The organism is Klebsiella sp. B345 (assembly GCF_051131735.1).
GTDB lineage: Bacteria > Pseudomonadota > Gammaproteobacteria > Enterobacterales > Enterobacteriaceae > Klebsiella.
Map to the genome: position 1 here is coordinate 1,285,117 of NZ_CP180443.1, position 20,162 is coordinate 1,305,278.

20 protein-coding genes are annotated in these 20,162 nt (G+C 55.3%); 3 read left to right on the top strand and 17 right to left on the bottom strand.

Annotated elements, in window-relative coordinates; genetic code table 11:
- Positions 1–5 precede the first annotated feature (5 nt).
- The 8 genes from ACMYSO_RS06045 to ACMYSO_RS06080 form a co-directional block, all read right to left on the bottom strand.
- Positions 6–791, bottom strand: a complete 786-nt coding sequence (locus ACMYSO_RS06045; protein ID WP_434669759.1) for an SDR family oxidoreductase — start codon at positions 789–791, stop codon at positions 6–8.
- On the bottom strand, positions 791–1,729 hold the full coding sequence (locus ACMYSO_RS06050; RefSeq protein ID WP_434669760.1) for a dihydrodipicolinate synthase family protein: 939 nt from the start codon (positions 1,727–1,729) through the stop codon (positions 791–793). Before ACMYSO_RS06050 ends, ACMYSO_RS06045 begins: the two co-directional genes overlap by 1 nt.
- Positions 1,730–1,745: 16 nt before the next feature.
- Positions 1,746–2,423 carry a GntR family transcriptional regulator gene (locus tag ACMYSO_RS06055; RefSeq protein WP_434583946.1) on the bottom strand — a complete coding sequence of 226 codons (678 nt, stop codon included), beginning with the start codon at positions 2,421–2,423 and terminating at the stop codon, positions 1,746–1,748.
- Entirely contained in the window at positions 2,420–3,379 is a 960-nt protein-coding gene (locus ACMYSO_RS06060; protein WP_434670753.1) for a biotin-dependent carboxyltransferase family protein, read from the bottom strand. The genes ACMYSO_RS06055 and ACMYSO_RS06060 overlap by 4 nt, the downstream gene beginning before the upstream one ends.
- Positions 3,379–4,095, bottom strand: coding sequence for a 5-oxoprolinase subunit PxpB (gene pxpB, locus ACMYSO_RS06065; protein ID WP_434669761.1), 717 nt, complete (start codon positions 4,093–4,095; stop codon positions 3,379–3,381). The genes ACMYSO_RS06060 and pxpB overlap by 1 nt, the downstream gene beginning before the upstream one ends.
- Positions 4,092–5,093, bottom strand: a complete 1,002-nt coding sequence (locus tag ACMYSO_RS06070; protein WP_434669762.1) for an ABC transporter ATP-binding protein — start codon at positions 5,091–5,093, stop codon at positions 4,092–4,094. Before ACMYSO_RS06070 ends, pxpB begins: the two co-directional genes overlap by 4 nt.
- Positions 5,074–6,783, bottom strand: coding sequence for an ABC transporter permease subunit (locus ACMYSO_RS06075; protein ID WP_434669763.1), 1,710 nt, complete (start codon positions 6,781–6,783; stop codon positions 5,074–5,076). The genes ACMYSO_RS06070 and ACMYSO_RS06075 overlap by 20 nt, the downstream gene beginning before the upstream one ends.
- Before the next feature lie 85 nt (positions 6,784–6,868).
- Positions 6,869–7,918, bottom strand: a complete 1,050-nt coding sequence (locus tag ACMYSO_RS06080) for an ABC transporter substrate-binding protein (RefSeq protein ID WP_434669765.1) — start codon at positions 7,916–7,918, stop codon at positions 6,869–6,871.
- A 125-nt stretch (positions 7,919–8,043) separates the two neighbouring features.
- On the opposite strand from ACMYSO_RS06080, the gene ACMYSO_RS06085 reads away from it, so the two are divergent.
- The 3 genes from ACMYSO_RS06085 to ACMYSO_RS06095 all read left to right on the top strand — a co-directional run bounded on the left by ACMYSO_RS06085 (position 8,044) and on the right by ACMYSO_RS06095 (position 11,146).
- Positions 8,044–8,820 carry a LamB/YcsF family protein gene (locus ACMYSO_RS06085; RefSeq protein ID WP_434669766.1) on the top strand — a complete coding sequence of 259 codons (777 nt, stop codon included), beginning with the start codon at positions 8,044–8,046 and terminating at the stop codon, positions 8,818–8,820.
- A gap of 131 nt (positions 8,821–8,951) precedes the next feature.
- Positions 8,952–9,875 (top strand): dihydrodipicolinate synthase family protein, encoded by a 924-nt coding sequence (locus ACMYSO_RS06090; RefSeq protein WP_434669767.1) that lies wholly within the window; start codon positions 8,952–8,954, stop codon positions 9,873–9,875.
- A 62-nt stretch (positions 9,876–9,937) separates the two neighbouring features.
- Positions 9,938–11,146: a pyridoxal phosphate-dependent aminotransferase gene (locus tag ACMYSO_RS06095; RefSeq protein WP_434669769.1), complete on the top strand. Its 1,209-nt coding sequence runs from the start codon at positions 9,938–9,940 to the stop codon at positions 11,144–11,146.
- Between the two features lie 4 nt (positions 11,147–11,150).
- On the opposite strand, the gene ACMYSO_RS06100 is transcribed toward ACMYSO_RS06095, so the two are convergent.
- The 9 genes from ACMYSO_RS06100 to ACMYSO_RS06140 all read right to left on the bottom strand — a co-directional run bounded on the left by ACMYSO_RS06100 (position 11,151) and on the right by ACMYSO_RS06140 (position 20,158).
- The gene (locus ACMYSO_RS06100) at positions 11,151–11,519 is read right to left on the bottom strand and encodes a hypothetical protein (RefSeq protein ID WP_434669771.1); all 369 of its coding nucleotides are present in this window, start codon (positions 11,517–11,519) and stop codon (positions 11,151–11,153) included.
- Positions 11,520–11,669: 150 nt separating this feature from the next.
- Positions 11,670–12,521, bottom strand: a complete 852-nt coding sequence (locus ACMYSO_RS06105) for a class II fructose-bisphosphate aldolase (protein WP_217426870.1) — start codon at positions 12,519–12,521, stop codon at positions 11,670–11,672.
- A gap of 112 nt (positions 12,522–12,633) precedes the next feature.
- On the bottom strand, positions 12,634–14,352 hold the full coding sequence (ptsP, locus tag ACMYSO_RS06110; RefSeq protein WP_434669774.1) for a phosphoenolpyruvate--protein phosphotransferase: 1,719 nt from the start codon (positions 14,350–14,352) through the stop codon (positions 12,634–12,636).
- 42 nt (positions 14,353–14,394) lie between these two features.
- Positions 14,395–15,468, bottom strand: a complete 1,074-nt coding sequence (locus ACMYSO_RS06115; RefSeq protein WP_434669775.1) for a PTS fructose transporter subunit IIC — start codon at positions 15,466–15,468, stop codon at positions 14,395–14,397.
- Between the two features lie 26 nt (positions 15,469–15,494).
- Positions 15,495–15,806 carry a PTS fructose transporter subunit IIB gene (locus tag ACMYSO_RS06120; protein ID WP_331850279.1) on the bottom strand — a complete coding sequence of 104 codons (312 nt, stop codon included), beginning with the start codon at positions 15,804–15,806 and terminating at the stop codon, positions 15,495–15,497.
- A gap of 13 nt (positions 15,807–15,819) precedes the next feature.
- Positions 15,820–16,266 (bottom strand): PTS sugar transporter subunit IIA, encoded by a 447-nt coding sequence (locus ACMYSO_RS06125; protein ID WP_434669777.1) that lies wholly within the window; start codon positions 16,264–16,266, stop codon positions 15,820–15,822.
- Positions 16,267–16,317: 51 nt separating this feature from the next.
- Complete coding sequence (locus ACMYSO_RS06130) at positions 16,318–16,575, bottom strand: HPr family phosphocarrier protein (protein WP_434669779.1); 258 nt, start codon at positions 16,573–16,575, stop codon at positions 16,318–16,320.
- A complete protein-coding gene (locus ACMYSO_RS06135) occupies positions 16,572–18,635 on the bottom strand; it encodes a BglG family transcription antiterminator (RefSeq protein ID WP_434670754.1) in 2,064 nt (687 codons plus the stop codon). Before ACMYSO_RS06135 ends, ACMYSO_RS06130 begins: the two co-directional genes overlap by 4 nt.
- A gap of 413 nt (positions 18,636–19,048) precedes the next feature.
- Positions 19,049–20,158, bottom strand: a complete 1,110-nt coding sequence (locus tag ACMYSO_RS06140; protein ID WP_434669780.1) for a succinylglutamate desuccinylase/aspartoacylase family protein — start codon at positions 20,156–20,158, stop codon at positions 19,049–19,051.
- Between the last annotated feature and the right edge of the window lie 4 nt (positions 20,159–20,162).

Genomic DNA, 20,162 nt, shown 5'->3' on the forward strand with positions numbered 1-20,162 from the left:
CCAGGTTACAGGGAAGGGATCATGCCGCCATCAACCCGCAGCACGCTGCCGGTAATGAACGACGCCTGCTGGCTGGCCAGGAACGCCGCCGCCGCGCCGAACTCATCCGGTCGACCGTAACGCCCGACCGGGATCGTTTGCTGGCTGTTAGTACGTACCGTCTCAACGCTCACGCCTTCACGCCCGGCGCGCGCGGCGTCAAGCTGGCCAACACGCTCGGTGGCAATACGGCCCGGCACCAGTACGTTCGCCGTAATACCGTCGGCGGCAACCTCCGCGGCCAGCGTTTTCGACCACCCCACCAGCGCCATGCGCAGAGTGTTCGATACCCCCAACCTGGCAATCGGTGCGACCACGCCGGAAGAGGTACTGGTAATAATCCGCCCCCAGCCCTCTGCACGCATGTCAGGTAGCACTTTATCGGTTAACTGAATCAGCGAACTGACCATCGCGTTGAACTGCTGCTGCCAAATCGCCGCGTCAACGCCAGAGGCGGTAGACGGTGCGGGGCCGCCTGAGTTATTCACCAGAATGCTGATGGCGCCGAAGCGCTGACGGATGGCATCGAGGATCGCCTCAAAGGTTTCCGGCGCGGCCAGATCCAGCGGCCAGGCTTCAGCTTCCCCACCGGCCTCGGTAATCAGCGCCACCGTCTGCGCCAGTTTTTGTTCATTGCGCCCGGTCACCGCCACTTTTACACCTTCAGCGGCCAGAGCCTGAGCTATGGCACGCCCTAAACCGCTGCCCGCTCCACACACCAGCGCCGTTTTTCCGCCAATCATAAAATCCATCAGTTCAGCCCTTTGTCTGCGAGTTTACGTTCCAGGCGAGCCATCAGTCCGCTCAGTTCCTGCAGGTCGATGCTATCCAGAACCGGTCCCGGCTGGCGGACAGCGGCGCTTTTGATCGCCCCGCGCCGACGCAGCGCCTCTTTGCGCAGCCCCAGCCCAATGCCGTACTGGAACTCATGACGCAGCAACGGCAGGTAGCAATCGAAAATATCCTCGCCGCGCGCCGGATGTCCTTCGGCATAAGCCTGACACACCTGCACTAACATTTCTGGCCAGGCAAACCCGGTCATCGCGCCATCGGCCCCGCGTGCCAGCTCCTGCGGCAAAAACAGCCCGCCGTTCCCCACCAGCACGCTGATACGGCGCAGCCCCAGCGCCTCACTCTCGCGACGGAGCTGGCTGAGTTTGCGCATGCCCGGCAGGTCTTCATGTTTCAGCATCACGATTTGCGGCAACGCCTCAATCAGACGCAGCATCACCGGAACCGAGGTGTGAACTTTGGTGGATTGCGGGAAGTCCTGCAGGCAAATGGGTACGTCCTTACCCAGCAGTTGCGCTACGCTCATAAAATAGTGTTCGACCTGCGGATCGGTGGCCAGATTCGGGCCCGGAGCCAGCATGACCCCCGCCGCACCCTGATCCATGGCCGTTTTCGCCAGACGCTCTACGTGGCGGTGAGAGGCGTGGCTGACGCCCACCACCACCGGCACCTGCCCGTTCACTCGTGCCAGGACCCGTTGCATAAAGCTCAGCGCTTCTTCTTCAGTGAGCTTATGCGCCTCCCCCATCATGCCGAGGATGGTGATGCCGCTAACCCCCTTTTCGAGATAGAAGTCGGTCAGGCTGTCCGCGCTGGCTAAATCCAGCTCCCCGCTGTCGGTAAACGGCGTGGCGGAAATAATGTAAACCCCGTTAGCTTGTTCGTTCAGTGTGTTCATGAGTCGTCTTCTCTACTCAAATGGCCGTAAATCGGGCCACAATACCGGCCCGCGCCTGGGTCAGATGGAAGACCATCGCTTCTCTGGCCCCTGACGCATCACCGGCGTGAATACGCTCCATGAGCGCGATATGTTCCTGACAGCCAGGTTCGAAACGCGCGACGGTGCCGTTCTGGTCAAACGTGCGCGCCTTAATACGTAAATCAAAAATCATGCTCTCCAGCATGGCGTTCCCGCAGTGGGCCGCCACGGTCTGGTGAACCAGATTGTCGATACGGTGGTTCTCAGAGGCGGAAAAATCCCGCGCCTGGCGGTGGGCCGTCAGTGCGCTAATCACCGATTGCGCCTGCGCCGTTGGCATACGGGTCGCGGCAGCGAACGCCGCCTCCCCTTCAAGCAAAATGCGCAGCTGCAGGATCTCCAGATATTCGCGCAGCGTGGGCTCTTTCACCACAAGCTGTCCGCGTCCGACCCGGGTCGCGAAGCCGCCGCCGACCAGGCGGCTGAAGGCCTCACGCAACGGCGTGCGCGAGACGCCCAGCGCCGCCGCCAGCGCCCGCTCCTGCAGCGGCGTATTGGGTGGGATCCGTCCCTGCTGGATCATTTCCAGGAGCTGCCGGTAGGTCGCTTCTGTCAGATCCTCGCTGCCAGGATTGAGGAAAATATGGTCTACATCAGTCTGTGTTTCACTCATAGCCAGCTCACTTCCGTTGATTGAATATGCTGTAAACAGGCGGCGATGCCCTCTTGCAAACGCCGCCAGCGTGCAACGCCTTCCGCGACGGCGATCGCGCGAAATGCCACGCTCTGCCCCGGTCGCAACTGGCCGACGCGCGGCAGATCCGCCCCGATGACCGTGGCAATTTTCGGGTACCCGCCGGTGGTCTGGCGATCGTGCAGCGCAATAATCGGCTGACCATTTCCGGGAACCTGAATGCTGCCCGGCACCACCGCATCGGACACCATATCGGCCCCGTGTAGATGCGCCAACGCGGGCCCCGCCATCCGATAGCCCATCCGGTCCGCATGGACGCTAACCCGATAGCGGCCATGTAAAAATGTCAGCAACGAGGCTTGGGTAAATGCCGCCTGCTGCGGCCCCATCACCACACACAGCGGGCCGCTGCTGTACAGCGACGTCAGCTGCGCGTGCGAACAGTGGCGACGGCCAATATCACTCGACTCCCCCAGCGGTAACCTGTCGCCTTTTGCCAGCGCTCGCCCATCCAGCCCACCCAGCGATGCACGGGTCAGCGTGGCGCGACTACCTAACACCGGCACCACATCCACGCCGCCGGCCACTGCCAGATAGGCACGTAGCCCGCGCGGCATACGGCCAATCATCAGTTCACTGCCAGCCACCAACCGGTGAGCAACCCAGGGTTCCAGCACCCGGCCATCCACCTGCGCCTCGACCGCGCCGCCGAGGCACAGGATGCATTCGCCACCCATCACCCGGTATCGCCCACCCAGAGCCGTTAATTCCAGCGCCGCACATTCCGCATCATTTCCGACAACCGCATTCGCTAAGCGAAACGCAATCAGGTCCATCGGCCCCGATGCCGGGACGCCAAGATGAGCAAAACCATAGCGCCCCCGATCCTGCACGGTGGTCAGTAGCCCCGGGGAGATGACTTCCAGCCAGCGCATCACGCCACCTCCGGCTCAGGGTACCAGTCCGCCGCGCGACACTTGTCGCTGAGGCGGACAAACTCAGCCGGGGTAATGGGCACAAAGCCAACCTCATCCCCGGCCTGAAACAAAAAGGGTCGCTGACGCCGAGGATCGAAGGAACGCCACGGCGTCCGGCCGATAAGATGCCAGCCGCTGGGGCCGGGCACCGAGCTGATTGCCGTCTGCTGGCCGCCAATGTTGATGCTGGAGGCGGGCGTCATCGCCCGCGGCGAGGCCCGTCGCGGAGTATGCAGTTTTTCAGGCAGCCCACCGAGATAAGCGAAGCCTGGCATAAAACCCACCATATACACCCGATAGCGCGCGCTGCTGTGGAGATCAATCACCTGATCCGGCTTCAGACCGTGCCCCTGCGCCAGGGCAGACAGATCTTCACCATATTCGCCGCCATAACACACCGGCACGCGCCAGCACCGGCGCACTGATTGCGCCGTAGAAAGCTGGGCGATCGCCAGCGTAATCTGCTCGCATAGGGCAGCGCCGGTGACCGTTAACGGGTCGAACACCACGGTCAGGGAGCGATAGGTAGGAATAATTTCGCTCACCCCGATCGTGCCGTTAAGCGCCGTGGCCAGCGCCAGCACCTGCGCATTCAGTTGGTCGTCGATGTGCTCGCCAAATTCGACTAACAGCGCCTGTTCCCCGACGGCGATAAAACGTGGATAGCCGTTCACGCAGACTCCCTGAAGGTCATCGCCAGTTCCGGTTGAAAGCCGAAGCTGATGGGCTGGCCTGAAAGACGCTCGGCGGCAGGAAGATCCACCGGCGCATAGGCCACCACCATCTGCCCCTGATACTCAATCAACAACTTCCAGTGCAGGCCGCAAAAGGTCGCCATCACGATATTGCCCTGACCGCGCCACACCGCCTTCTCGCTGGCGCGCCCAACCAGGATATGCTCAGGGCGAATGCCCAGTATCCCGTGGTGCTCGCCGGGGATAAAATTACACTCGCCCAGAAAACCGGCGACGAAGCGGCTATCCGGCTGGCGATAAAGGCTTTGCGGAGAGCCATCCCCGACAATCTCACCTTTATCCATAATGATGATGCGATCGGAGAGGTTCATCGCCTCTTCCTGATCGTGGGTGACAAACACCACCGTCAGCCCCAGCTCCTGGTGCAGCTGTTTAATCTGGATCTGAATCGCCTGGCGCAAATTTTTGTCCAGTGCGCCGAGTGGTTCGTCCATCAGCAAAATATCCGGATTGAACACCAGCGCCCGGGCCAGCGCGGCGCGCTGCTGCTGCCCACCGGAGAGCTCGCCGGGTAGGCGCTTGTGATAGGCATCCAGACTGACCAGCGCCAGCGCCTCGCCAACCCGGCGTTCAATATCCACCTTCGCCAGGCGACGCATGCGTAACGGAAAGGCGACATTTTCGAAGACTGACATATGCGGAAACAGCGCATAGTTCTGGAACACCATGCCGATGTTGCGATCGGATATCGGCTCGCGGGTCACATCCTTGCCGGCGATGTGAACGCTGCCGCCATCGGGATGTTCAAACCCGGCAATCACTTTCAGCAACGTGGTTTTACCGGAACCGGAAGCGCCCAGCAGCGTACAGAACTCGCCGCGCGCCACCTGCAGGTCGATACGCGGCAGCGCCACCGTTGAACCGTAGGTTTTGCGAATGGCGTTGAGAGTGACATCTTTACCCTGCATTTGACGCATGTTTGCCTCCATTACGTTTTACCAGGCTCTGAAAAATCAGGATCCCCGCCGTCGCCGCGATCAGTACGCAGGACGCCGAAATCACCGTTGGGTCGAAATCGAATGCCAGCCCTTCATACATCAGCTTCGGCAGGGTGCGATTACGGATAGTGGTCAGGAATAGCGACATCACCACGTCGTCAAAGGAGGTCACAAAGGCAAACACCGCGCCGCCAACCATGCCAGGCAGCAGAATCGGCAACATCACCCGACGGAACATCTGCCAGGGCTTAGCCCCCAGGCTATAGGCCGCCAGCTCAAGGCTGGGGTCGAATCCTTTAAGCGCCGCGCGCAGGGTAATGAAGGTATAAGGTGTGGCCAGTACGGTATGGCCGAGGATCAGCGCCACCGAGTTGTTGATCAACCCCAGCGGGCCGCACAGATAATAGAGTGAGACCGCGGTAATGATAGCGGGCACCGACATAGGGACAATAAACAACGTCTCCAGCCAGCTTTTGCGCGGCGATCGCAGCTTATGGATGCCCAACGCGGCGGTCGCTCCCAGCACCATCGACAGAATAGTGACAATCAGGCCAATCCGGACGCTTTCGCCCAGCGCCAGCATCCATTTACGGTCAGTGAAAAAGTTGACATACCAGCGCACACCGTATTCCGCCGGAGGGAAAGTGGGGAAGCTAGCGGTGCCGAAACTCATCGGGATAACCACCACAATCGGCAGAATAAGGAACAGCGCCACCAGTACGCCGGCACCTGCGCTGATGCGCCCGCCACCGCTGCGCTGCGTCACCACCACCGACTGACTGCCTTTACCGCTGGAGCCGCCCATCAGCTTATCGAGCCCAAACAGACGATTAAACAGCCACAGCGCCACCAGGGTGGTGATCAGCAGTACGCAGGCCAACGCGGCGGCAATCCCCCAGTTCAGCTCATCGGTAATATTGTGCGAGATAAGCTCCGCTACCATACGCTGCGCCGGTCCCCCCATCAGTGATGGCGTAATGTAGTAACCGACGGCGTTCATAAAGACGATAACCGCGCCAGCAACAACGCCGGGACGGGTCAACGGCAGGATAATGCGGGTGAAAACGCTCAACGAGTCCGCACCCAGGCTCTGCGCCGCTTGCAGCAGTGAGCTGTCCAGCGAACGGAATGAGGCGTAGAGCGGCAGGACCACAAAAGGCATCAGAACATGCACCATGCCAATCAGCACGCCGGTGAAGTTATAGAGAAAAGCCACCGGCTGCGAAGTGATTTGCAGGGTCATCAACAGATTATTCAGGGGACCATTTTGCTGCAGCAGCGCGATCCATGCTGAAGTTCTTACCAGGGCGCTGGACCAGAACGGCAACAGAACCGCGAAGAACAGCAGCTTTGCCATTGCCGGGCGCACCGAGGCCATTAGCCAGGCCAGCGGGTAGCTCATCACAATGCAGCCGACGGTCACCGCTACCGCGATAACAAAGGTGTTCTCCAGCACGATGCGATAAATCGGGGTGTCCCACAGGTGGAGATAGTTGTCGAAGCTAAAGTGCCCCTGCACCAGGAACCCCTGCTTAAGCAGCCCGGCAATCGGCCAGACAAAAAACAGCAGTAAAAAAAGCAGCAACGGTAGCGTCGCCACGAGGGCCAGCCCGGGCCATCGGATCCGCCGGGATGGGGTAAGGTTGTCGGTCAATATCGTTGCCACCATAACACACTCCGTTCTGGACGAGGCGCCGTCAGAGGCCCCTCGCCCGCCCAGTAACTCACTGAATCAACTTATGTTTCGCACGCCGTTACTGCGCACGAACCTGGTTGTAGCGCTCAATAATGGCCGGGCCATTTTTGTCCCACCATCCGGCATCCATAAACAGGGTGTGCTGCAGCCGTTCGGGGGTAGAGGGCAGACGTTGCTGGCGCGTTTTATCGATATACTGCATCGCTTCGCCGGTGGTCGGGCCATAGGCGATGTACTTGCTGAACTCTGCCTGGTGCTGCGGCGTAATGATGTAGTTGAGCAGCTTCAGCGCCGCGTCACGGTTGTGCGCCCCTTTGACCAGAGCGAAGTAGCCAACCTGCGCGACGGAATCATCCCAGGACATTTTGATCGGAACACCGGAATCAATGCCCGACTGGAAGCGACCGTTCCAGCCCAGCGCCATCACAACTTCTCCACTCGAGAGCGCCTGCACCGGCTCCGCGCCGCTCTTCCACCATTTCGCCACGTAGGGTTTGATTTTCTTAATCTGATTCATCGCCCGGTCGACCCCTTCCGGCGTGCTCAGCGTTTTATAGACATCTTCCGGCTTGACGCCGTCGGCGATGAGCGCGGCTTCGATCACCGTGGCCGGTTCATCCTGCAGGGTGCGTTTCCCGGGGAACTTGTTCACATCCCAAAAATCCGCGAAGGTTTTCGGCTGCGGCTTGCCATCCGGGAAGGCTTTACTTGAGAAGCCGATCAGGGTGGAGAAAATTTCAGACGGCACGCCGTAATCGTTGCGCGCGCCGGGAATGACGTGCTGCTGGTTAACCATGTCAGGGGTGATCTTTTCGAAGACGCCCAGCTTAATGCCACGGGCCAGCCGCGAGCTGTTTTCCGTCACCACATCCCATGAGACGGTATTGGTATCCTGCATGGCTTTCAGTTTGCTGACCTGCGGGTCGGTATCTTCAACGACATCAATACCGGTTTCTTTAGTAAAGGGCTTCAGCCAGGCGTCGCGGATCGCGTCCTGGTAGGCACCACCCCAGCTGGCAAAATAGAGCTCATCCGCACTGGCGGACAGGCTATAGCTCATGGTCAACAGGCCCAATGTCAGACAGCCTGCTTTGATCGATGGTTTCATCTGCTCACTCTCTCCTGGTTAAACATTCGCTCATCGGCGCATTCGCCAGCGGCGTAATTTTGGTTTCAACCCTTTGGCATTCTCATTGCATGCATTTGGTATACCAAGTGTCTCGAGGAGCAATCATGCAAGAAGTGGACCTGAATTCTGATCTGGGTGAAAGTTTTGGCCAGTTCAGCGTTGGCGACGATGACGCCATGCTGGATCTGGTGACCTCAGCCAACATCGCCTGCGGCTTTCACGCCGGTGATGCACTGGTGATGCACCGCACCGTTGCCCACGCCAAGGCGCGCGGGCTGGACATCGGCGCCCATCCCGGCTTTCTTGACCTCTGGGGTTTCGGCAGGCGCACCATTACCGGCGATAGCCCGGCGGACGTTGGCAAAATGGTGGTCTATCAGCTGGGGGCGATGCAGGCCGTGGCGCGGGTCTGCGGGCATGCCATGACTCACGTCAAGCTGCACGGCGCGATGGCCACCCAGGCCTTTACCGACGATGCCTTATCGCAAGCCATCGTCGGCGCGATTCACGCCGTGGACCGCCAGCTGGTGCTGGTCACGACGCCTCACAACGCAACAGAACGCGCGGCACGCAAGGCCGGACTGCGCGTCGCTTGCGAAGTGTTCGCCGATCGTAGCTACGGCGAAAACGGGCTGACCCTGCCGCGACACCTCCCTGATGCCATTATTCATGACCCTGAACGCGCCGCCAGCCGCGCGCTGCAAATGATTGAAGAGCAAGCCATTCGTACGATTAGCGGGGTCAAAATTCCGATGCCCGTACACACCATTTGCGTCCATGGCGATAACCCACAGGGTGTGGCTATTGCACGCACGCTGCGTGAACGTCTGAGCGCCGCTGGCGTCGTCATTCGTCCACTCAGCCAGCTCAGTCATCTATAGGCCTTTGCCACATCAATGAACAAATGATGCGCACTTATTGTGCGCAATTGCACCATCGACAGGCACAGGCCGGTCATTAACCACCACACCATCGTTGTGCCGCAGCGGCACGACATATTAAGGAGAGAGAGATGAAAGACAGAATCGAATGCCGTGAAAGACTGCGTGGGATTTTCAATATCACCGTGACCCCTTTCACCGCACAAGGCGAGATTGATTTCGCCGGGCTGGCCGCCAATATCGAGCGCGTCATTGGCCTCGGCTACGACGGCATCCTGATTGGCGGAACCTACGGCGAATTCCCGGCGCTGAATGCCCAGGAACGTGCCGACATTTTCCGCCACGTCATGGGGGTCGTGGGCGATCGCGTTCCGGTGATGCTGTGCAGCGCCGGCTCCGATGCCCGGGTGGTGCGCGAGCTGACCACGCTGGCAGGCGAGCTCGGCGGCCTGCCAATGGTGACACCGCCTTTTGTCTCCGAAGTGACCGATGCGCAAATCGTCAGTTTTTTCCGGCAGATGGCGCCGTTATCGAAGACCGGAATTCTGGTCTACAACGCACCGGGTATCGGCATTACCCTGCCCCCTGCGCTTCTGGAACAGCTGGCGGATATCCCGGAGGTGGTGGGGATCAAACAGGGCGACCTGAATCCGACCGTGATTGACCAAATCGCCAACCGGTTATCCGGGCGCCTGCGTCTGTTCTGCGCCTCCGACCTGGCGTTTTTAGGCCCGATGATGTGCGGTTTCGATGGGATCAGCACCACCAACAGCGGCGCGCTGCCGGAGCTGGTGTTAGCCAGCTTCCGGGCGCTGGAGCGAGGCGATGCCGTCGCTGCCAGAGAGCTGCACCGCCTGTGGTACGGTTTCCGTGCCCTCGCGCGCCGCCACGGCCAGCCGCAGCTGGTGAAAGCCGCCATGAATCTGCGCGGCTTCAACGGTGGTCATGTGCGTTCGCCGCTGATTGATGTCACCCCGGAGGTTATCGCTGAAACCCAGATAGAGCTCCAGCGTCTCGCCGCCGACCCACGTAGCGGCGTGACCTTTCCGGCCTGAAGCCCCTGAAACCGATGAATACGCCGCCCGATTCAGCGCGGCGTCTAACCAAAGAGAGCCCTATGTCAGCACACTTTCTCGCGCCGCGAATGCGGCGAGTTCGCCCGTCGCCTACGGCTGCCATCGCCGACCGGGTACGCGCCCTGCAACAGCAGGGAATCGACATTATCAGCCTTGGTCTCGGTGAACTGGACTTTGCCACACCAGCGGCCATTGGCCAGGCCGCTATCGATGCCATCCGCCAGGGGGAAACCAAATACACCGCAGTTGGCGGTACCAATGCCCTGAAAGCGGCCATTATTGATAAATTCGCCCGCGACAATGACCTGAACTTCGTGGCAGAGGAGATTATTGCCGGTACCGGCGCCAAGCAGCTGATCTTCAATGCGCTACAGGCCACGCTTAGCCACGGCCAGGAAGCCATTATTCCGGCCCCTTACTGGGTCTCCTATCCCGATATGGTGGCCCTGGCAGACGGCGAGCCGGTGATAGTGTCAACCCAGGAACAGGAGGGCTGGAAGCTCACGCCGCAGGCGTTGGCCGCCGCTATCACTCCTCGCACTCGCTGGCTGATCCTCAACTCGCCGGGCAACCCGACCGGCGCGCTGTACAGCCGCAAGGAGCTCGAGGCGCTGGCGGAGGTGCTGCTGGCAGCGCCGCAGGTACTGATCCTGGCGGACGATATCTATGAAGCGCTTCGCTACGACGGCGCAGCATTCTGCACGTTGGCACAGGTAGCTCCGGCGCTGCGCGAACGTATCCTGACGGTGAACGGGTTCTCAAAAGGCTTCTCCATGACCGGCTGGCGGTTGGGCTATGCAGCCGGCCCAACGTGGTTAATTTCCGCGATGGGCGTTCTTCAGTCGCAAAGTACCTCCAACCCTTGTTCGCTGGCACAGGCGGCGGGCGTTGCCGCCCTGACACAGCCCGCCGACTTTCTGCCGCCGTGGCTCTCTGTTCTCAGCAAACGCCGCGATCGGGTGATGGCGCTGGTAGATCAGGTTAATGGACTTAGCGCCGCTACGCCGCCGGCGGCATTTTATCTCTTCGCCAACTGTTCCGGCCTTATCGGGAAATTAACGCCCGCTGGCGAGCAGCTTGAGGATGATGTTGCGGTCGCCGATTACCTGCTCACCGCGGCTCATGTCGCGACGCTGCCGGGAACGGCATTTGGTACACCGGGGTATTTGCGTCTGGCCTACGCGCTGGATGATGCTCTGTTGGACATCGCCTGCCAGAACATCGCCCGCGCCTGCCGGGAGCTGCGGTGATGCCTTAACCCACGGGTGACGCCAGAGCAGTAATAATGTGCTCACGCATGGCGCCGCTCAACGGCATAAATTCGCTGTTCTCTGCACTGGTGTCACGGTTTTCAATCAACGCCAGTTTGACGCCTGGCCAGGTAATCGTATTGTGCCAGGCCCCTTTCGGGATGCAGTAGACCTTGTGGGGTTCCATTGGGACCGCGTGAAAACGCGGGTTCGCCGTATCATTCTCGTCGAGCAGCAGCAACGTACAGTTACCGTCCAGCAGTATAAACACTTCATCCGTCAATAAATGACGCTCCAGCATAGCAATATGCTGGATATCATTTTCAGGCTTCCAGTTTTTAATTCCGACAAACCACCCAGCGCTTTCAACCATGCACTGCAGGCCCGTACCATCATATTGTCCAATTATTACCGAGCATTGCATTATTTGTTCCTCCGAGCCGCGCGCGGGCGTAGCAACCCCGACGCCTGCGCGCTGTTTAAATCATTAGTGATAAAACCTGGTGATTAAAAAAGTAACGACTTATCTGAAATGACTCGCTTTACCGCTGGAGCCCGAAATACGAATATAATTTTGCAGCGTTTCTTTGGCCTGATTTTCCATGTTGATCATCATTGACATGAAATCAATATCCGGTGTTTCCTGCAGCATCGTTCGCAATCCCTCTTTGCAGCTAACAAACGTATCGGTACAGACGTTGATTTTATTAATACCGCAAATGACGGCCTGGCGAATATTCTCCTCCCCGGAATCAGACCCCCCGTGAAGCACCAACGGTTTCTGGGTGGCCTGTTTGATCTGGCTGATACGGTCAAAATCGATTTTAGGCGCGCGGTTGGCCGGGTATTTACCATGCGCGGTCCCCACGGCTATCGCCAGGGCATCCACCCCGGTGGCCTCAAAGAAATGAACGGCGTCTTCTACGCGGGTATAGAGGTCAAATTTTTCATCATCCGCATTGGCGGCCTGGCCGATAAATCCTATTTCGCCCTCGACGGTGACATTTTGTGAGTGGCACAAAGTCACCACGTCTTTGGTACGTCGAATATTCTCTTCCATTGGGTATTCCGAGGCATCGATCATAATCGACGAAAACTGATGACGGAAAGCATGAGTGATACGCTCATAATCTTTACCATGATCGAGGTTCAGTGCAACCGGTACGGTCGCGCGCGCCGCCAGAGTCCGCACGATATTAGAGATAATTTCACCGTCACCATGCTTGCTCATCTGCCCCTGACCAATATTAATAATGATCGGGGCATTCTCTTCTTGTGCCGCGCGAATAGCACCACGGACTAACTCAAGATTAATTACGCTGGCGGAAATAACGCCATAATAGTGTTTATTCGCATCATCTAAAATAGTTTTCATTGTGACATACATATTTTCACCTCTGCATAGAAAGTTATTTTACACAATAGTCATCTGCGCCATTCTGGAAATAGTTGGCACAACAGATGAATTCTTTAATGGACAATTAAATCTATAATGCGGCTATTTCACTCGCCATTTCGCTGAGTAAGCAGTCGATTTTCGCCATTTCGTGGGTCGCTAAGACTGATTCCAGCCACGATTCGCATTGCAGCGTTGTCATTTTTGCCACGGTATATTTCACCTGCGGTACGCTGAGCGGCGTGACGCTGAGTTCATCAACTCCGGCAGCAATTAAAAAAGGCAACATTTTGTCGTTTGAGGCAATTTCACCACAAACGTGAACCGGAATCAGATATTGCTTCGCAGCATCGATGACCTGTTTAATCGCACGTAAAACTGCCGGATGGTGCGGCTGGTATAAATGCTGGACTTTACTGTTGTTGCGATCGCTGGCCGTAATGTACTGGGTCAGATCGTTGCTACCGATACTGAAAAAATCACAGTGGCTGGCGAAAACATCCGCGAGCATGGCCGCAGCAGGCGTTTCAACCATAATGCCGACGGGAATATTGTCATCATACTCAATGTGCTGTTGAGATAACGACTGCTTAATATCTGCGATCAGCGCTTTCGTTTCCTGAAGTTCTTCCAGCGTGGCGATCATCGGGATTAATATTTTCACCCGCCCAAACGCCGAGGCACGCACGATCGCTCGCAGCTGCTGCCTGAAAATCTCGGTATTACCGAGACAATAGCGGACCGCCCGATAGCCAAGAAACGGATTCTCCTCCGCCGGAATACCAATGTAGTCCGCCTGCTTGTCCCCGCCAATATCAAGGGTGCGGATAACGATCTCCTTGCCCGCCATCAGCACCGCCAGTGATTGATAGAATTGAAACTGCTCTTCCTCATCCGGAAAGTGGTCCCGATTCATGTACAAAAACTCGGTCCGGACCAGGCCAATACCGTCGGCATACTGTTCGAGCGCGTTCTGTGCTTCACTGAGCACCGTAATATTGGCGCATACCGCAATCTTTGCCGGCGTCGTGCCAGCAGCCATCACAAAGCGTCTGAGCGCCTCTTTCCGCTGTGCGGAATGAGCAATAAGCTGTTGATATTTCGCAATACACTGGGCATCAGGGTCAATGTAGATAACCCCTCTGTCGCCATCGACAATCGCTGATTGACCGTCTACCAGACGATCAATATCCATCGTGACGCCGACAATCGCCGGGATCCCCAGTTCTTTAGCCAGGATTACCGAATGGGAGGTCACCCCACCGCCGCAGGTAATAAACCCCTGCAACTGCTCGGGTTGATAGACGATAGTATCTGCTGGCGTCAGTTCATCCGCAGCGATAATCATTTTTTGCGGATGTCCGGCAAGTTCAGCGATAGGTTTATTGGCCAGGCCATTCAACAGCATTTTTTCTATGGCACGAAGATCCTCAACCCGCTGATTCAAATAGGATGACTTTGCTTTTAATAAACACCCGACCAGGCGATCCGTTTCTTTAATAACTGCCCGTTCGGCACATAGCGCTGAAAAAATATTCTCACGAATACGCGCAATATAATCTTCATCCTGGAGCATTAACAAATAGGCTTTATAAACCTTGGCGATCTCATCGGTATATTGCTGTAATGCCTGCTGATGAAATGCCGCCATACTTTCAATACTGCGCTGTAACGCGGTTAAAAACCGATCCCACTCACGGGGGGATTCGCAGGCATCAGAATATTCAGCATAGCGTCGATGATGACGCAGAACCTGAATCTGACAAAACGCGATACCTGGCGATGCCGCAATGCCGTTCAAAATATACATACCGGACCTCAATAATGAGAATATGCTTGAGTGAGCGATGGATTATTTAATGCTGATTTCAAAATCATCAACTTCAGGCTCCTCTTCAGCGCCGTCTTGCTGATCGGATGCTTTTAGTACGGGTTTGAGAATGGTCAACACGGTGGCAGTAATCAGACTGCCGATAATTAACGCGGCGACAAATCCCCAGGGATGGCCCATGATGGGTATCACAAAGATCCCGCCGTGCGGTACGGTACTGGTGACGTTCCACAGCATCGTCAGCGAGGCGGCCGTTGCCGAACCGGCCATGCAGGCGGGAATGACCCGCAGCGGATCCGCCGCGGCAAACGGCAGAACGCCTTCGGTGATAAAACATAATCCGAGGGGAAACGCGGCTTTAGCGGCTTCAATTTCACCCTGTGAATAACGTTTACGACGGGAAATAAACACCGAAATCGCAACGCCGATGGGGGGAACCATGCCCGCGACAATTTTGGCTGCCTCCGGGCCATAAATCCCTTGTGCCAGCATCGCATTCGAGAACAGCGACGCCGATTTATTTACCGGTCCGCCGAGGTCAAAGCCCATCATGGCGCCAATAATGCCTCCGAGCACCATCCGCGAACCGCCCATCAGTCCCCCCATCCAGTCAATAACCGCGGCCTGAGCAAGGGCCACCGGACGTCCCAAAAACAGATAGAATGCCAGGCCAATAATCAGGGTGGAGAGTAAGGGAATGAAGAGCACCGGCATCAATCCCTGCATGCTGGAGGGCAGCTTTAAATAGCGGCGAATTGCCAGTATCACGTAGCCCACGAGAAATCCTGCCAGCATGCCACCAAGGAACCCGGCTTTAATTTCTATCGCCACAAACCCCAGAATCAACCCTGGCGTAATACCTGGACGGTCGGCAATGGAGTAGGCAATGCCAGCGGTCAGAACCGGGACAACCAGCCCCATTGCCACAACACCTAGTTGGTTAATAAACCAGGGTAATGTCTGTGTCGCATTGGCCACAAAAGCGCCGCCGAATATTTTCGCGATCGCCATGCAGAGGCCCGCAGCGACGACCACCGGGATCATGTAGGAAACGCCGGTCAACATATGCTTCTTGAAACCGATATTGTAAGACATGCTATCGCCCTCATATTTAGGGTTAATTATTTTTGCATTTTTTCTTGTATTTTTTGAATCAACGACTTCGGTGATTTAACGACGGTAGAAATAGGCACTTCGACGACCTGCTTATCTTTAAAACGTTCCAGACCACCAATCCCAATATCGGTCGCAAAGATAACAATATCCGCCTTAGCGATATCTTCCGGGCTGAGCTTATCATCGACACCAATAGACCCCTGGGTTTCAACTTTTATGTTGTGCCCGAGGCTCAAGGCGGCCTGAATCAGTTTTTCTTTGGCGATATAGGTATGGGCAATGCCGGCAGTGCAGGCGGTAATTCCAACAATATTCATGGGATACTCCAGGTTATTCAAAGGCAGAGACCAGCTCATCCGTCGAGGCGGCAGAGAGTAGTTTTTCGCAAGTTTCTTCTTTGCCAAGTAGGCGTGCCACTTGCGACATCATTTTGACAAAATAATCATTTTTATCTTTTTTATTGACGGCAAAAAGAATAATCACCTTCACTCTGTTTCCGTCCAATGACTCCCATTCAATGGGCTTTTTTAATAACCCGATAGCAATACAGGTATGATTAACAAAATCCGACTTACCGTGCGGGATCGCAATAAAACCACCAATCCCAGTTTTACCTTCATGCTCACGCTGATAAACATCCTGAATAAAGGCATCCGGATCATTAACCGCACCATCTTTGTATAACAGGTCAATTAATGACTCGAGGGCCTGTCGTTTATCCGTCGCCGGCATATTAATTTGCAGGGCATTTTTATTGATAACATCTGAAAGTATCATAAAAATTATTATCCTTATTATATCCTGATCGCTGAGGGTAATGTCGTTGCATTAATTTAAAGTATAAAGAAAACGGGTCAGTTCATTAATTGCCTGGTCCTCATCTTCACCTTCCACTTTAATAATAACCTTGTCATTTTTGCATGCTCCCATGCTCAACACGGAGGTAAAACTTTTGCCGTTAAAAGTCTCACCGTCCTTCTCAAAGGTAATTTTGCTGAGGTAAGAAAGAGATTTATCGACAAAATCTGCCGCCGGCCTGGCGTGCAGCCCCTCATCGCTTGCAATAATAAACTCACACGTTTTCATAGTATGTCCTCATACCTGTTCTCATCTGTTAAAAATTGATATAACGCTTGCGCAGAGATACAGCTACGCAACGATTTCATCAGCATATCGTTTTCCACCATAGCAGCCAGCATGGTGTAAAAACCGGCGATGCTGCCGTCAATTTTGCCATCCGCGGCTCTTTTAAAACCAACCATAAAGACGACATCGACATCCTGCTCCCCTCCCCAGTTAACGGGATCGTGGAGTAACGCCAGGGAGATAAAGTTCTCCTTCACCAGGCTGGGATCGCCGTGCGTAAGCACCACCCCAGGAGCAATCTCCGTAGAGGAAACTTTTTCTCGCTCTAATACCGAGGATAAATAACGTTCGTCACAACGACCGGAAGCCGTCGCCTGTTGGCACATAAATTCCAGCACCGCTGGATTACTTTTAACCGTTGAGATAACGAACAACATGTCGGGCGATATATACTGGTGATAGCCTTTTGCCCTACCATCCGTTTTTCTCTGTAAGGTTTGCAGCACCTTACTTTTTTGCATTTTTTTGACGGTTTCTTTAATCAGAGAAAGATCGTAAGGCAACAGCACATCATTGACCTGAATAACCGTCTCTTTACTGCGCTGCAGCGGCACGGTACTGACGACCAGATCGCAATCATAATGGTCCAGTTGCTCAAGTTCTCGCAGTGACAGAATACCGACAATGTCCACCTGAGTGATCGCCCGCTGTATTTTTTGGGCAACAAATTGCGAGATGCCAATTCCATAGTTACAAACAATCGCGACACGAATTTTCTTCAACGCTGAGCTTTGCGCATTCTTAATACACAGAGTAATCAGGCTAATTTCTTGTTCATTTAGCGCCAGAGCATAACGCTGCTCATACAGTAAGCTGCACAGTTCAACTTCAAGATATAAATCAAGATAAGAAAATTTAACCTGGCGAACCAATGACTGAGAAGCCTCCGTGGCGGAGCGATTCATCGCAAAGCGCTGACGATAGATCATCGGCCGAATGAGTAAAATCAGGCGCCATAATAATTGTTTATCCCTCAGCAACCCGCGGCTGACCACGTGACTTAACGACAGAATAAACGTCTGAACGGTCTCCTCGAGATGTTGTGGAGAAGCGCAAACCTGCTCCCGGAGACGTTCATCATTGACATCATTTAATTCGCAGGCCAGTAAAACCAGCGTCAGATAGCGTACATCATCAGCTGAAAATACCAGCCCGGTTGAGGCATGTAATTGCTGACAAAGAGAATGGGCCATTTCCTGCTCCGGGCATAGCGCGATAGCCTGCTCAACGGTAACCGCCGGGCAATCTCGGGCCATTTTCTGGCGGTGCATCACCAGAACCATCGAAAAAACCAGCCAGACGCAGGCGTCATAGGTATAAGACACATGACATTTTTGCTCCAGAGTCTCAAGCGCCTGCATAATAGATTCAAAATGATGCATCTCCTGGCCAAACATGATTTTAAGCGTAAGAAAATCGGCATCATCAAAGTATTTTTTGATGTGAGTATGCGCTGAGGTATAAAGGTGCCCGGCAGACTCTTTTTTTTGACAATGCTTCAGTTCAATAAATAAATGCCAGAATAACTGGCGCCGGGTAAACTCGGTGCATAACAGGCTATAGATGGTATTAGACCTGGATAGCGTAATACCAAAAGGCAACAACCATGATTCAACTTCAGAGAGATATTTTTTGATCGCGCCTTTATCCAGATAAACGCAATCAGCTAATTCCTGAGCAGACACCGCAGGCTGTGCCAGCAGCAGCATTAACATCCGGCACATGCGGTTTTTTATACGTTCATCAACGTTATTCTCAACAAATGTTGTGGCGATTTTTTCATAGGCTATTTTCTCCATATCAAGAAAAAAACCTTTATTCGTTTTGGCCACCAGACGGCCTATATTATGATGGACAATTTCATCCCTGATAACATCGAGATCGCTCCTGACGGTTTTTTCTGAGTAGGACACCTCATCAGCAATATCCTTTACTGTGACATAATCTCTGATCACCCAAAGCAGCTCAAAAATTTTACGTTGTCTAACAGTAAATAGCATCACGGTAATGGCTCCATCAGAGATGATTATTGCTACAATATTATGCCCCAGTATCAATCCGCCTCATTCTTACTATCATCAATACTAGCAGCGGCATTTTTTTAATCAAAACCAATAAATGACACAATCCACTGACCTTTATTGCGTTTTTTCCATATTCAGTGGATCAAGATCACATTTAGCAATGCATATAATTAGAGGTATTTAATGCGTAATACATCACAGTTTATTCACCGAGAATGAAAAATTTAGCGTGAAGCATCACATTTCAGTGCCGGTTTCTTTCGGCTGAGGGAAAATATGCTTCTGGATTTACGCTAACAAATAGCGATGGGGAATCAGGCGGGAAAGCGAAAATGGCGGTGAATGACAGGAGATCAACAACCGCCAAGGGGGAGACAGAATGCTGCTGCTTACATCGCCAGCCCGCCACCGCCGCTGAAGGGCTGCTCACCGGCGATTTTCATGATTTCGGCGCCAAAAGTGACAAACGGCGCCCGACGGCTGGCGTAGATCAGCCCACCGACCTGTGGGCGGACGGATTTGATCATGTCGGTTAGCGGGTCGACGATTTCGGCCACCACATCATCGGCGCTGACCCACTCGCCGGGCTGCTTCAGCTGGACCAGAATGCCGCTCGCCGAGGCGGTGACAATCTCACCGGCGCTAAACGGTAGCATTACCGTCTGCTGCTGCGGGATCTCAGGACGGTCACCGGCCAGCAGGCCGCGAAATTGCAGGTAGCGATAGAGCCGCTCGGCATCCTGACGTGCCACTTCATGATTGACCTCCTGCTGGCCTCGCAGCTCGACGGTCACCGCCATGCAGCCAGGTTGACGTGGCTGCTGGGGGAACTGCGCCGCCAGGCGGTGCCAGGGCAGCCCGCAGGCTTCATCAAATGAGTTACCGCCGCTCTCCTGTGACAGCAGCACCGTGCCAATGCCGAGAAAAGCGGCCAGTACGCCGGCCTCCGGCTGCCAGGCCGGATCGGCGTACATATGCAAAATGGCCTGGTCGTCGCAGTGCAGATCCAGCACCACATCCGCATCGCAGGCCAGGGTCAGCAGATGATGGCGCAGCGCCTGTACTTCGCTCCGCACCGGCTCTGCAGCCAGTCCATCGCGCATCGCCTGGCGTACCTGTTGCCGGTAATCATTGTGCGTCAGCGCCGCCTGCAAATGGGGTTGTGCCAGGCGGGCCAGATCGGGAAAATCGCGGTTGAAGTTGCGCCCGCTGCCCAGGTCAAAGCGCCCGATGCCGCTGTTGAGCATCACCTGGGCCAGCCCCGGCGGATTTGCCACCGGAACGAGAATAATTTCGCCGCGCAGCTCGGCGCGCCGTTCCGCCTGGCACAGTAATCTTTTAAGATAGTGCAGCACCAACATGCCCGGGATTTCATCGGCATGCAGCCCTGCCTGGAGATAGACTTTCTCCCCGACGCCGGGTTCGCCAAAATGAAAATGCGTTAATTGCCGCTGCCCACCCAGGGCATGTTCGGGTAAGGTATAGTGTTTAATTTTCATTGGA

Bases quoted from the DNA above. Each gene is read 5' to 3' on its own strand.
- ACMYSO_RS06045 (WP_434669759.1), bottom strand. From the start codon at position 791: ATGGATTTTATGATTGGCGGAAAAACGGCGCTGGTGTGTGGAGCGGGC.
- ACMYSO_RS06050 (WP_434669760.1), bottom strand. From the start codon at position 1,729: ATGAACACACTGAACGAACAAGCTAACGGGGTTTACATTATTTCCGCC.
- ACMYSO_RS06055 (WP_434583946.1), bottom strand. From the start codon at position 2,423: ATGAGTGAAACACAGACTGATGTAGACCATATTTTCCTCAATCCTGGC.
- ACMYSO_RS06060 (WP_434670753.1), bottom strand. From the start codon at position 3,379: ATGCGCTGGCTGGAAGTCATCTCCCCGGGGCTACTGACCACCGTGCAG.
- ACMYSO_RS06070 (WP_434669762.1), bottom strand. From the start codon at position 5,093: ATGCGTCAAATGCAGGGTAAAGATGTCACTCTCAACGCCATTCGCAAA.
- ACMYSO_RS06075 (WP_434669763.1), bottom strand. From the start codon at position 6,783: ATGGTGGCAACGATATTGACCGACAACCTTACCCCATCCCGGCGGATC.
- ACMYSO_RS06080 (WP_434669765.1), bottom strand. From the start codon at position 7,918: ATGAAACCATCGATCAAAGCAGGCTGTCTGACATTGGGCCTGTTGACC.
- ACMYSO_RS06085 (WP_434669766.1), top strand. From the start codon at position 8,044: ATGCAAGAAGTGGACCTGAATTCTGATCTGGGTGAAAGTTTTGGCCAG.
- ACMYSO_RS06090 (WP_434669767.1), top strand. From the start codon at position 8,952: ATGAAAGACAGAATCGAATGCCGTGAAAGACTGCGTGGGATTTTCAAT.
- ACMYSO_RS06095 (WP_434669769.1), top strand. From the start codon at position 9,938: ATGTCAGCACACTTTCTCGCGCCGCGAATGCGGCGAGTTCGCCCGTCG.
- ACMYSO_RS06100 (WP_434669771.1), bottom strand. From the start codon at position 11,519: ATGGTTGAAAGCGCTGGGTGGTTTGTCGGAATTAAAAACTGGAAGCCT.
- ACMYSO_RS06105 (WP_217426870.1), bottom strand. From the start codon at position 12,521: ATGAAAACTATTTTAGATGATGCGAATAAACACTATTATGGCGTTATT.
- ptsP (WP_434669774.1), bottom strand. From the start codon at position 14,352: ATGTATATTTTGAACGGCATTGCGGCATCGCCAGGTATCGCGTTTTGT.
- ACMYSO_RS06115 (WP_434669775.1), bottom strand. From the start codon at position 15,468: ATGTCTTACAATATCGGTTTCAAGAAGCATATGTTGACCGGCGTTTCC.
- ACMYSO_RS06120 (WP_331850279.1), bottom strand. From the start codon at position 15,806: ATGAATATTGTTGGAATTACCGCCTGCACTGCCGGCATTGCCCATACC.
- ACMYSO_RS06125 (WP_434669777.1), bottom strand. From the start codon at position 16,266: ATGATACTTTCAGATGTTATCAATAAAAATGCCCTGCAAATTAATATG.
- ACMYSO_RS06130 (WP_434669779.1), bottom strand. From the start codon at position 16,575: ATGAAAACGTGTGAGTTTATTATTGCAAGCGATGAGGGGCTGCACGCC.
- ACMYSO_RS06135 (WP_434670754.1), bottom strand. From the start codon at position 18,635: ATGCTATTTACTGTTAGACAACGTAAAATTTTTGAGCTGCTTTGGGTG.
- ACMYSO_RS06140 (WP_434669780.1), bottom strand. From the start codon at position 20,158: ATGAAAATTAAACACTATACCTTACCCGAACATGCCCTGGGTGGGCAG.